Genomic DNA, 12,780 nt, shown 5'->3' with positions numbered 1-12,780 from the left:
TTTTTAGGTATCATGTACAATTTGCAAATTAAAGAATGAACAATAATTAAATTTATTGGAAAATTTTTAACATTAAGTAGCATTTATGATATTAGAGAAGAGATATTTTAAAAATTTGTCCATAGAATGAAAGAGTGAGCTATAATGGATAGAGATTCCATTTTTGAGGTCTGGGGGGATAGTATGGGTTGGAAAAAAGATGTGGAAAGATGGTTTCAATACCATGATCTAGATTCTGAATTGAAGACTCAGTTACTTTCTTTGAACGAAACGGAATTAGAAGAGGCATTTTATAAAAATTTAGAATTCGGCACCGGAGGCATGCGCGGTGAAATTGGCGCAGGCATAAATCGTATGAATCTTTACACCATTCGGAAAGCGTCGGCAGGATTAGCGTCCTTTATTGATTCATTTGGAGCAGATGCGAAAAGAAGAGGTGTTGTAATCGCCTATGATTCACGCTATAAGTCGCAAGAATTTGCGATGGAAGCAGCCAAGACATTAGCGACAAGAGGCATTCAAACCTACATATTTAATGAATTAAGACCTACTCCGGAGTTATCTTTTGCCGTTCGTTATTTACAGGCTTTTTCAGGTATTGTTATTACTGCCAGTCATAATCCGCCAGAATATAACGGGTATAAAGTGTACGGGGAAGATGGGGCTCAGCTAACCCCAAAAGAGGCGGATATTGTCATTGCTAAAGTTAATGAAATTGAAGATGAGCTCCGCATTCAAGTCGATACAGAAAAAGAGTTAAAGCAACTAGGTTTGATTAAAATAATAGGTGAGGAAGTTGATCGAGCTTATTTGGAGAAACTTGTGACAATTTCTGAAAATGATCTTGGCCAAAAATCAGCAATTAAAATTGTCTTTACTCCGTTGCATGGAACAGCTAATAAGTTGGTTCAAAAAGGTCTAGAGTTATTGAACTATACAAATGTTACCGTTGTGAAAGAACAAGAACAACCTGATCCTCAATTTTCAACCGTTAAGAGTCCAAATCCTGAGGAGCATGAAGCATTCACACTTGCGATTGAAAAGGGCTTGGAGATAAATGCAGATTTGTTAATTGCTACCGATCCTGATGCAGATCGTCTTGGAATTGCAGTCAAGAATTTAAGCGGTGAATATCAAATACTTACTGGAAATCAAACTGGAGCATTATTGCTTCATTATTTACTTGCGGAAAAGGTGGAGAAAGACACGCTTCCGAAAAATGGTGTAATGTTGAAAACCATTGTTACATCAGAGCTTGGAAGAGCTGTTGCCTCATCATATGGAGTCGAAACGATCGATGTTCTGACGGGGTTTAAATTTATTGCTGAAAAAATAAAGCAATTTGAGGCATCTGGGAAATACCAGTTTTTGTTCGGATATGAGGAGAGCTATGGGTATTTAATTGGAGCATTCGCTCGAGATAAAGATGCTGTGCAGGCAGCACTTTTAGCGACAGAAGTATGTGCTTTTTATAAGGAAAAAGGATTGTCATTATACGAGGCGTTATTGTCTCTTTATAAAAAATATGGCTTTTATCAAGAAGGACTTCAATCCTTAACATTAAAGGGAAAGTCTGGAGCAGAAAGGATCGAACGTTTACTGGCTTCTTTTAGAAAGATTCCGTTACTGGAGATCGGTGGACAAAGGGTAATCAAACAGGAGGACTACTTAGAAAGCATACGGACTACGGAAACAGGGAAAGAGAAAATTGATTTGCCAAGATCAAATGTATTGAAATACTTTCTTGAAGATGGATCGTGGGTTTGTTTGAGACCTTCAGGTACAGAGCCGAAAATCAAATTTTATTTCAGTGTTAAAGGCGATACCTTAGAGGAAAGTCAAATAAAACTAAAGGCATTAGAAGAGAGCTTTATGAATGTTGTTCATAAAAAAATGAATGATTCGTTTTAAAAGACACGGTCGCGGACCGTGTCTTTTTTGTGGTGGAATTCTGATTACATCCAGTTCGCGCTTAACTCTTGTTGTTCTTCAAGGTGGCTGTTTGCATGGTCGATGTATCTTAATAAAGAATATAAGTGTTGCTCAATTACCATATAGTCTTTTTCAAAATTATAGGCATGTAAGAAATGTTCAATTTTCTTTGCTAAAAAATGATCCTTTGTGCGCACCATTAAAATTAGTAAATTGTCCCACTCGGAACGATGGGTATAATACAATGCCCGGTCATAATCAACTGAATCCATTTTTCCTCATCTCCTTTTTTAAGGAGTTGATTATAGTCTGTGCTGAGAACTTATAAACTTTCTCTGTAAATGTTGGTCATCTTGTTAATTGGAAAGAACAGCATTTACCTGTGTAAAAAACGCTGAAAATGCAAACAGCTATGAATGAAGAATTTCGCTCTTCTTTTATGAGAAAGTCAACGTTACGATAAATGCGTGAAGGTAAAAATCAATCTCATCATTTTTGTTTTTGTCTCATACATTGGTGATAAGACCATGAAGGAGGAAAACAAATGAAAGAGGAAGAGCGTAAAAAACTGGAATACGCGATCGATGAAATTACGGAAATTGCTTCAGGATTCGGGCTGGATTTTTACCCAATGAGGTATGAAATTTGCCCGGCCGATATTATATATACATTTGGTGCATATGGTATGCCGACCCGATTCTCACATTGGAGCTTTGGAAAACAATTTCATAAAATGAAACTTCATTACGATTTAGGACTTTCTAAAATATATGAGCTCGTCATTAACTCAAATCCTTGCTATGCTTTTTTACTGGATTCAAATTCACTAATCCAAAATAAATTGATTGTTGCCCATGTGTTGGCACATTGTGATTTCTTCAAAAATAATGTTCGTTTTCAAAATACGAAACGAGATATGGTTGAAAGTATGTCTGCGACTGCCGAAAGAATTCGCCAATATGAGATCGAGCATGGTAAAAAGGAAGTGGAGGAATTTCTTGATGCGGTGTTGGCGATTGAAGAGCATATTGATCCTTCTTTAATGCGGCCGAAGCTCTCTTGGACGTTGGACGATGAGGAATTTGAAGAAGAAGAGATAAAAGCAAGTCCTTATGATGATCTGTGGAATTTAGATAAAAAAGATGGAGAGAAAAGTGTAAAGAAAAAGAAAAAGCGAAAATTTCCGCCGCAACCTGAAAAAGACATTCTGTTATTTATAGAGAACTATAGCCGTGAATTAACGGAATGGCAACGGGATATTTTGACGATGATGAGGGAGGAAATGCTTTATTTTTGGCCTCAATTAGAGACAAAAATTATGAATGAAGGCTGGGCTTCGTTTTGGCATCAAAGAATTTTGCGAGAGATGGATCTTTCTTCTGATGAAGCGCTAGAATTTGCCAAACTTAATGCAGGGGTTGTTCAGCCGTCAAGGACAGGAGTCAATCCGTACTATTTAGGGCTGAAAATTTTTGAAGATATAGAGGAACGCTATAATCATCCGACTGAAGAAATGAAAGAGCGCGGAGTAAAGGAAAATTCCGGAAGAGAAAAAATGTTCGAAGTACGCGAAATTGAATCGGATATCTCATTTTTAAGAAATTACTTAACGAAGGATCTTGTTATGCGTGAAGACATGTATTTATTTCAAAAACAAGGTCGAGATTACAAAATTGTCGATAAAGATTGGCAGGAAGTGAGAGATCAACTCGTTAATATGCGAGTGAATGGCGGTTTCCCTTATTTAACTGTCACTGATGGAGATTATTTGAAAAATGGTGAACTCTACATTAAACATTGGTATGAAGGAATTGAACTTGACTTGAAATATTTAGAAAAGGTGCTTCCTTATATTTATCAGCTTTGGGGCAGAGGCGTTCATATTGAAACGATTATCGAGGACCGGAATATGCTTTTTACGTATGATGGAAAAGGCGTTCATCGAAAATATCTTTGAAATTGACTTTGTTAATTATCTGTAAGTATTGATTTTTACTTACTAAAGGGCGTGTGAAACCAAGGTTCAGACAAAATGAACAAAAAAACGTTTTATCAATAATATGGTTTCATTCAATAAAGGTACCCGGGGTATAATTTACTCCGGGTAGGGTGTATTACAAAAAAAGCGGCTCATGACGGTCATGAACAGTGAGAGCTTTGTTTACTTCCGTAACGTGATATTTTACCATACGCAGTGATGTATCATTATGCTCCAATATGTAAACCATCTCTGCTAAATTAAAGGATTCAATCGCCTTTTCATTTTCATTTAAGGCTTTATGACTCAGTGCTTTTTGAAAATATAAATCACCTTTTAAATACATAAGTTGATATTTCTCGGTAAGTTTTAGCCCTTTTTCACAAATTTGGATAGATTCGGCATTTCTTGAGTGCAACCGCAGTACTCTGGCATAATTGTAATTTAATCTTACCGGGACATGTTTATTAATAATATCTGTCAGTTTATTTAGATGATTTATGGCTTCATTGTATATTTCGATGGCCTCGTCATACATTTGACATTGGCTATAAATATTTGCTTTACTAATGAGGATTTCAATTTCACGTTCAGAGTAGAGTTTTTTATTAGAAGCTGTGAGGCTAAGCGCCTCGTCAAAACATTGGATGGAATTATGAAGATCATGATCTAATTGAAAATAACAAATTCCTTCATGCCATTTTAGGAATTGATATAATTTTTTCTCTTTAAATAACTCGTTATCGGATTCGGAAATAATGATTCTTCGCACTAATTCATAATCACGATTGTTGATGGCTTCGCGGATTTCAGAGAAAGTGTCAATAACATAATCATGTCTGGGAATGCTAGAGATATCAAGGAGGTACGAAATATCGACACTAAATCGATCCGCTAGTTTCAGCAAAATATCAGCAGTTGGAAAAACATTGCCGCTCTCAATTTTGCTAATGTATGCTTGCGTGCATATATCTTTGCTTGTTTCAAATTGGGACAATCCAAGGCGTTCCCTAGCTTCTTTAATTCGTTGACCTAAATATCTTGCCATATAAATCACTCCGAATATAACTATATTTATTATGAAGGCCAAAAACATCTGAAATTTTAAGAAAACAACCCTTTATCCTTATTATATCAGGAAATTCGCCAAATTCACCCTTTCTTTTTACATGATAAAATTTTTGTAAAAAGGAGGTTGGAGAAATGAAAAGATTTCTAAGTAGTTTACTGATTGTTTTGATTGCGTTTTTCGGAACATACCATGCCCCTGATGCACCAATTACCATTAATGAGCCTGAGCCTGGAGTTATGCACTGAGAGTGAGCGATGTGAATGCTATTTTTTGATAGAGATGGAGTTGTGACAAGTGTTAGGTAAAGACGTCTTATATAATGAAGAGCGATACACTATCATCTTTAATTATCATAATGGCATGATCGAAATTCGAAATTCAAATCTTACTTACGATGTCCAACTGGTAAATATTAAAGACGTTAAAATTATAGATTCATCTTACTAAAGAGCTACTATTAAAGGTAGTTCTTTTTTTGTCCTTGCTGACGATTTTTTAGAGGTGTTAGTTGTATCGGCAAGGTGAGGATGTTGTTTTTTACAATCAGCTTTCCAATAAATCCGATTCCACTCTAAATTCATCTGTTTTATGCATGATCTTGTTACTTTAAATAATATCGTGCATTTTACGAAGAAGATTGCACTGAGTAAAACATTGTGTATACCCAGACAGCAATCACTGTTAAATGCATATTTACTGATTAAAATAACAAAGATAATTGGTGTATTTCATTTTTTATTTCTCCTGTATTGAGATGATTGTACAAAGAAGAACGGATTTATCTATCAAAGTACAACGACATTTTAGTTTATTCGAATAGCTGAGAAAACTTTAAAATGGTCTTTACTTTTAACTCGGGGAAAATTTTGAAAAAAAGCATTGACGGAATCCTTTTCGGGGTGTTATATTGATATAGCTGTTTTCAAAAAATGTTTGAAAGATTTTGGCCCGTTGGTCAAGCGGTTAAGACACCGCCCTTTCACGGCGGTAACACGGGTTCGAATCCCGTACGGGTCATATACATTTTTTCAACGTATTGAATGATGAAGGCGAAAATAATTTGCTTTATAAAAGTAAAGCATTATATTATGGCGGTGTAGCTCAGCTGGCTAGAGCGTACGGTTCATACCCGTAAGGTCGGGGGTTCGATCCCCTCCGCCGCTACCATTCTATATTAACATGGAGGAATACCCAAGTCTGGCTGAAGGGATCGGTCTTGAAAACCGACAGGCGGGTTAAACCGCGCGGGGGTTCGAATCCCTCTTCCTCCGTATTTTTAAAAATCTGCTAGTAAATAAATGTATGATTTTTTATGTTCTGAGCTTCTCTGAATTAAAGGCCTCTATTTGATTTAGAAAATGCAGGAGGGTCCGGTAGTTCAGTTGGTTAGAATGCCTGCCTGTCACGCAGGAGGTCGCGGGTTCGAGTCCCGTCCGGACCGTTATTTAATATATTCACCGAACCACAACTTGAATAAGTTTGTTGACTAGGAAAAGAATAGTATTATGGCTCAGTAGCTCAGTCGGTAGAGCACGGTGAAAAAGCTTCAAGAAAAGGCAACAGCGTACTCATCGAGTATCAACTTGAATAAGCTAACTGAGATGAGGACGAAGGACAACGGAAAGATTTGCTGTAGGAATAGAATATTATTATGGCTCAGTAGCTCAGTCGGTAGAGCACGGTGAATAAACTTCAAGAAAAGGCAACAGCGTACTCATCGAGTATCAACTTGAATAAGCTAACTGAGATGAGGACGAAGGACAACGGAAAGATTTGCTGTAGGAATAGAATATTATTTTGGCTCAGTAGCTCAGTCGGTAGAGCAAAGGACTGAAAATCCTTGTGTCGGCGGTTCGATTCCGTCCTGAGCCATTTTTTAGTTGGAGGGGTAGCGAAGTGGCTAAACGCGGCGGACTGTAAATCCGCTCCTTCGGGTTCGGCGGTTCGAATCCGTCCCCCTCCACCAGACATTTTCACCTTAGTGAAAATAAGAGATGTTACTTTGAACGAAACGCAGCGAAGTAAAATAGCATTTATTAATAATTTTCGTAATAGTGCTAGTATAGAGCAAAACGAGCAAAGGCATACTTTAATAATAGAATCATGGCGGTCGTGGCGAAGTGGTTAACGCATCGGATTGTGGCTCCGACACTCGTGGGTTCGATTCCCATCGATCGCCCCATTTATATTTCAAAATCCTGTAATGCCGGATTCAGGAAGACAAAAATTAATAAAGATTTTAATTAAAATGCGGGTGTAGTTTAATGGTAAAACCACAGCCACGAGCAAAGCATCAATGAATGGGCGCCGAGTTGCCTCGACGACAGTGCTACAAAGAAAAGGCGAGAAGAGTTGGAGGCATGTAAGGCCCGAACAGGGGAAGAAAGAATTTAGTATAATTACAATAAAAATGCGGGTGTAGTTTAATGGTAAAACCACAGCCTTCCAAGCTGTTGTCGTGGGTTCGATTCCCATCACCCGCTTCATTAAAAGGATGTTCTAGTCAGTGTTAGAGCATCCTTTTTCTTTATATTTACAATCACTTTTACTTCACAAATTGCTCTAGATCGAGTATACTCACAATAACATATAATTCTTATATGATAGGTGGGTTTTGCATGAAGGGCAAACCTAAATCAATTCCAAGACCATTGGTGAGGTTAAATCAATGGGTTATTGTTCTGAGTGTTCTCTTAACTTGGATTACTCAACAAGAAATGATCTTGTTGTTCCCGTTCATTTTTGGTCTTATTGGGCTTATTTTTAAAGTTAATCCGATTATCGCAGCAGGAAGGAAATTTTTAAGAAAAGCGCCCTCTGCATATATACCTGAAGATTTTGATCAACAACAGTTTAATCAAGCAATATCTGTTGTCTGCTTAGGGCTTGGTTACACAGGGTATGTATTTGACTGGACAATTATCGCTTGGATCTTTACAACTATTGTTGCATTGGCAGCGTTTATTGCAATTCTTGGTTTTTGTATTGGATGTTATATTCGTTTTCAATGGCAACAGTATCAATATCGAAAATCAATGAGCTGACCGATGATGTAGGAGTCAACTTTCATTATCAAAAGAAAGCCGTTCGAAAGGCTGCTCTTATTATGAAACAAGAGCAGTTTGAATTCGAGCGGTTTTTTATGCTTAAAGCTGAACTTTTGTAAAAAAAGTAAAAATAAAGCGTGAATATTTATAGGAATGCTTGTCCTTCAGAAAATTGCTGGGATGCATCGATGAGAATGTTTTTCTTCATAATACCGTCAGCAGACTCTGAGGAAAAATTAACAAAAATAGCTGAGCTCTGTTCGTGAGTTTTTAAATTTACATACTGGAATTATTTAATCATTATGACCAATGAGGGGAGTGAGTTGAATATGCGTCCTCAACACATTCTTCAAAATGGCAGAGTATAAGGAGAGCTATTTACGATTATAGTTCACACTACAAAGGGATCTTCCAATTAATCTTTACAGATGATCCTGGGTAATTTCCATTGTTCATGCTGGTCAAAAACTAGAGAGCACTCTATGAGTAGCCTTCTTTTTTGCTCAATCTTGGGTGCTGTCCAATAATCGATCAATTTCAACATTCTTTATAATAAGGTGACTAACATCCATAGCCAGGTCCTCTGTTTCTTCAAGCAGTTGATCGATGTCTGTTTTTACCATAAACGGTCCTCCTTTCTATTTATCATATCGATATTGTTATATTCACGGTTTTTACTCTTTTTAAACTTGTTTATGGTATATAATGCAGTTTATGTTCGCGCATTTTATAATAAACTTTGTTACTTATCTATTTCAATAAACATGTATTTGCTCATTTTTTAAACCTCATTTTTAAGAAATATACTATATGCTTCGTATTGGTAGTGAAAACTATGGGTGTTTGTAAAGAAATAAATATAAAATAGAAGAAAATATTTGCAAAGAGTTGCTAAAATAATTAAATAGTCTTATGTTAAATTTGAAAGGAATTTGCAGTAGATTCAGTTTTTACGGGAGTGGAAAAGATGAATGTTTTAGTAATAGAGGATAATGAAAGTGTTTGTTCTATGATCGATATGTTTTTTTCGAAAGAGGGTATAAAAGGCGAATATGTCCATGACGGACTAAAAGGGTTTGAACGATATAAGGAAGGGGAGTGGGATCTTTTAATTATTGATTGGATGCTTCCGGGAATGGACGGTGTTTCAATCTGTAGAAAAATAAGAGGAGAAGGAGATTCGATCCCTATTATTATGTTGACTGCAAAAGACAGTGAATCTGACCAAGTTCTTGGATTAGAGATGGGAGCGGATGATTACGTAACAAAACCATTTAGTCCTTTGGCATTAATGGCCAGAATTCGTGCAATTACGCGCAGAGTTCATTCGGGTCCAATGGAGAAGATAGAGAAAGGCTTATTAGTGACGAAACATTTTCAAATCAGTAAGGAAAAAAGAGAAGTTTATTTGGATGGTGAGGCAATTACAAATTTAACACCGAAAGAATTTGACCTCCTATACTACTTTGTTCAACATCCAAAGCAAGTTTTCACAAGAGAACAGCTCTTAGATCGTGTATGGGGTTATCAATTTTATGGGGACGAGCGAACTGTTGATGTCCATATTAAGAGACTAAGGAAAAAACTAGGCACAGATCACCAACCATTTTTCCATACTGTTTGGGGAGTAGGGTATAAATTTGATGAAACGATCCAAACCAGTGAAAATTAAGTATTTATATCAACAGCTCATCAGTCATATGGGCGTTCTTTTAGTTGCCTTCCTCATCATGAGTATTGTTTTTGCCCACTATGTTGAACGATTAGTGTACCAAAATACGGTTGATGAGCTCATTTCTTATGGAGAAAATATTCTTAACGATATTACGAGAGGTTCACGCTCTGTCTCAAATATTGTGAATGAGTATAGTTTGGTTTTGAAAGGGAGAAATATAAGCTTCAGTATTTTTGATCAAGAAGGAAGCCTTCTATATCCGAGTGGAAATTTACGACTTGTAGATGAAGTACTCGATCAGATCGCTGAAGGGAAACCTCATGTTGTAAGAAATAGAATTAAGCATTCCAATCAAGAAGTTACTTTAGTGGCACTACCTTATATCATGAATGACACTTTAATTGGGGTAATCCTGTTAACGGCTCCAATAAGTGGCTCAAGAGAGATGATTAGTCAAATTAATCAATACCTATTCTTCACCGCTCTGTTGGCATTTGCGTTGGCGATTTTACCAAGTTGGCTACTATCGAAGGTTCACGTAAATCGGATAAAACGGCTTCAGGAAGCAACTTCGATGGTATCTAAAGGAGATTACTCTGTCAATCTCCCCCCATCAAATTTTGATGAAATTGGAGAACTTGCGCAGGATTTTAATCATATGGTAAAGAAGCTTAACACCGCCGCTGAGGAAATTGAAAGCTTAGAAAGCCGCAGAAGGAACTTTATGTCAGACGTTTCCCATGAGTTAAGGACTCCTTTAACAACGATAAGTGGTGTAATTGAAGGTTTGAAAAACGGCATGATTGCGGAAGAAGAAAAAGAAAAAGGGATCAATCTAGTCAGTCAGGAAACAAAGAGATTGATTCGTTTAGTTAACGAAAACCTTGATTATGATAAAATAAGGTCCAATCAAATTAAATTAAAAAAAGAAGACGTACAATTACAAGAGGTTTTTGAAATTATTCAGGAACAGCTTACGTTACAAGCAGCTGAGAAAAATAATCAGATTGAGATTAAAGTCGAGGAAGATGTCCGAATTCTTGCTGATTATGATCGACTCATTCAAATTTTAATTAATATTACGAAAAATAGCATACAATTTACCGAAAATGGCCATATTTGCTTAAAAGGAAGAATGGAAAATAATCATACTGTGATCGAAATAGAAGATACGGGAATCGGTATCGATACGATGGAAATTGAAAAAATCTGGCATCGATTTTATAAAGCAGAAATTTCTCGAACCAATAATCCATACGGAGAATTTGGTTTAGGGCTCTCAATTGTAAAGCAGCTAATCCATCTTCATCATGGCTCCGTTGAAGTATTTAGTGAAAAAGGAAAAGGTACAAAATTTGTTATAAAAATTCCTTACAGATGAGTCCACTTCATAATTGCCTACTTCAAGTTAAAAAACGAATGTCCTTTTGACTTTTACATTATTTTAAGGAGTAAATGCGGACATAAATGATTATAAAACGTTATATTGTTCGTTTTTTAATTAGCGATGGTACATTATGCAATCGATTCAAATAAGCAATATAAAATTATTAATATGGAGTAAATCGTTTTGAGCATTCGGTGCGATATCGCGACGAGTGCTTTTTGCATTCCTCTATTGGCATTAGTGGACTCAAAGCAAATCAGAAGTTTATCCGACACATTTAGAAGGATTATGTATCAAAAGAGAAAAAGGACTAGATTTTTCTCGATTTATTCAGTTCTTCTTAAAAGTTTCGTCACTATTTGTTCATAATTACGGGATAAAATTTGCTTAAAGAGCTTGAGAGGTAGGAGGAATTGAAGATGGATGATTTGAACAAGAATGAGATCCAAGTAGTGGAGCAATCGGCTGCTCCTAAAGATAAAAAACCGAAGTCAAAACTAAAAGGTTTTCTCAGTATGGTAGCTGCGGGAGCAGTTGGTTCAGTTTTAACGATGACAGTTATACCGCAAACTGACTTTTTTCATGATTACTATCAGCCAGTTGCAGAAGGAAGTGAAAATGTTGCAGGTGCTGCGACACAAGGAAATGAAGTAAATATCATGCCGACATCTACAAACAATTCATCGGCTTCAGTTGCAGATATTGTTGACCAAACGGCATCTGCGATTGTAGGGATTGTAAACAGACAACAGCAGAACAATCCTTTTTCGAGAACATCAGAGGTGGTGGAAAGCGGTTCTGGTTCGGGTGTGATTTTTAAGAAAACAGATGATGTTGCCTACATTGTGACGAACAACCATGTAATTGAAGGGGCATCAGAAATCGAAGTTTCGCTTCATAATGGTGAGAAAGTGACAGCTCAATTAATTGGTGCGGATGCACTCACCGATTTAGCTGTCTTGAAAATTGATGCAAAGTACGCAGATAATGTACTTTCATTTGGAGATTCTTCTACTTTAAGAGCAGGTGACCAAGTGCTAGCGATCGGTAATCCTCTTGGATTGGAATTTTCAAGAACAGTCACACAAGGAATTGTCAGTGCCGTAGATCGAAATATCGCCGTTTCAACTTCTGCTGGAGAATGGGAGTTAAATGTTATCCAAACAGATGCAGCTATTAACCCAGGCAATAGCGGGGGAGCTCTTATTAATTCACAAGGACAAGTAATTGGCATAAATAGTTTAAAAATATCTGAAAGTGGAGTTGAGGGATTGGGATTTGCGATTCCAAGCAATGATGTCGTTCCAATTGTAAATGAAATCATTGAATCAGGAAAAATTAGCCGCCCGTATATGGGAGTTAGTCTTGCCAGCTTAAATGAAATTCCTCCAGCTTATTACCAAAATCTCCCTGATGATGTGACCGGGGGTGTAATGGTGACATACGTGGACCCCAATTCGGCAGCTGCTGAAGCTGGTATTAAGGCACAGGATATCATAGTTTCAATTAATGAACAGAAAGTGGAAACTGCCAGTGAATTAAGAAAATATTTGTATACAGAGGCGAAAATTGGCGATGAGGTAAAACTGGAGATTTACAGAGAAGGGAAGCTAATCAAGGAAAAAATAACCTTGTCGAACAATATTCAAGCAAGTTGATGTACCAATAATAGATCTTTCGGAAAAAATG

The 12,780-nt window shown here is 36.8% G+C and carries 8 protein-coding genes and 8 tRNA genes; 14 read left to right on the top strand and 2 right to left on the bottom strand.

Annotation, left to right across the window (positions count from 1 at the left end; all coding sequences use genetic code 11):
• Nucleotides 1–183: 183 nt before the first annotated feature.
• Nucleotides 184–1,911: a phospho-sugar mutase gene (locus NST02_RS18915; RefSeq protein WP_137743635.1), complete on the top strand. Its 1,728-nt coding sequence runs from the start codon at nt 184–186 to the stop codon at nt 1,909–1,911.
• A gap of 44 nt (nt 1,912–1,955) precedes the next feature.
• On the opposite strand, the gene NST02_RS18910 is transcribed toward NST02_RS18915, so the two are convergent.
• Entirely contained in the window at nt 1,956–2,204 is a 249-nt protein-coding gene (locus tag NST02_RS18910; RefSeq protein WP_095314867.1) for a YhdB family protein, read from the bottom strand.
• A gap of 272 nt (nt 2,205–2,476) precedes the next feature.
• On the opposite strand from NST02_RS18910, the gene NST02_RS18905 reads away from it, so the two are divergent.
• Entirely contained in the window at nt 2,477–3,889 is a 1,413-nt protein-coding gene (locus tag NST02_RS18905; protein WP_137743634.1) for a SpoVR family protein, read from the top strand.
• A gap of 157 nt (nt 3,890–4,046) precedes the next feature.
• Here NST02_RS18905 and NST02_RS18900 read toward each other — a convergent pair whose 3' ends face one another.
• Nucleotides 4,047–4,958 carry a helix-turn-helix domain-containing protein gene (locus NST02_RS18900; protein WP_170211285.1) on the bottom strand — a complete coding sequence of 304 codons (912 nt, stop codon included), beginning with the start codon at nt 4,956–4,958 and terminating at the stop codon, nt 4,047–4,049.
• 969 nt (nt 4,959–5,927) lie between these two features.
• Between NST02_RS18900 and NST02_RS18895 the strand changes: the two genes are divergently transcribed.
• The 12 genes from NST02_RS18895 (at nt 5,928) to NST02_RS18840 (ending at nt 12,749) form a co-directional block, all read left to right on the top strand.
• Nucleotides 5,928–5,999: transfer RNA gene (locus NST02_RS18895), tRNA-Glu, on the top strand.
• Between the two features lie 73 nt (nt 6,000–6,072).
• Nucleotides 6,073–6,149, top strand: a tRNA-Met gene (locus NST02_RS18890).
• Between the two features lie 14 nt (nt 6,150–6,163).
• Nucleotides 6,164–6,253 (top strand) — tRNA-Ser (locus tag NST02_RS18885).
• A gap of 96 nt (nt 6,254–6,349) precedes the next feature.
• A tRNA-Asp gene (locus NST02_RS18880) sits at nt 6,350–6,423 on the top strand.
• Nucleotides 6,424–6,781: 358 nt separating this feature from the next.
• A tRNA-Phe gene (locus tag NST02_RS18875) sits at nt 6,782–6,854 on the top strand.
• A 10-nt stretch (nt 6,855–6,864) separates the two neighbouring features.
• Nucleotides 6,865–6,948, top strand: a tRNA-Tyr gene (locus tag NST02_RS18870).
• A gap of 140 nt (nt 6,949–7,088) precedes the next feature.
• Nucleotides 7,089–7,164 (top strand) — tRNA-His (locus NST02_RS18865).
• 230 nt (nt 7,165–7,394) lie between these two features.
• Nucleotides 7,395–7,465: transfer RNA gene (locus NST02_RS18860), tRNA-Gly, on the top strand.
• 135 nt (nt 7,466–7,600) lie between these two features.
• Nucleotides 7,601–8,026 carry a DUF4395 domain-containing protein gene (locus tag NST02_RS18855; RefSeq protein WP_095314853.1) on the top strand — a complete coding sequence of 142 codons (426 nt, stop codon included), beginning with the start codon at nt 7,601–7,603 and terminating at the stop codon, nt 8,024–8,026.
• 970 nt (nt 8,027–8,996) lie between these two features.
• Complete coding sequence (locus tag NST02_RS18850) at nt 8,997–9,701, top strand: response regulator transcription factor (protein ID WP_095314852.1); 705 nt, start codon at nt 8,997–8,999, stop codon at nt 9,699–9,701.
• Nucleotides 9,691–11,085: a HAMP domain-containing sensor histidine kinase gene (locus NST02_RS18845; protein WP_340950028.1), complete on the top strand. Its 1,395-nt coding sequence runs from the start codon at nt 9,691–9,693 to the stop codon at nt 11,083–11,085. The genes NST02_RS18850 and NST02_RS18845 overlap by 11 nt, the downstream gene beginning before the upstream one ends.
• Nucleotides 11,086–11,510: 425 nt before the next feature.
• Complete coding sequence (locus tag NST02_RS18840; protein ID WP_340949570.1) at nt 11,511–12,749, top strand: S1C family serine protease; 1,239 nt, start codon at nt 11,511–11,513, stop codon at nt 12,747–12,749.
• The last annotated feature ends 31 nt before the right edge of the window (nt 12,750–12,780 follow it).

The sequence above is a fragment of the Robertmurraya sp. FSL W8-0741 genome (assembly GCF_038004005.1).
Lineage (GTDB): Bacteria > Bacillota > Bacilli > Bacillales > Cytobacillaceae > Robertmurraya > Robertmurraya siralis.
The sequence above is the reverse complement of the archived record's forward strand: the minus strand, read 5'-3'. Positions and strand labels throughout refer to the sequence as shown.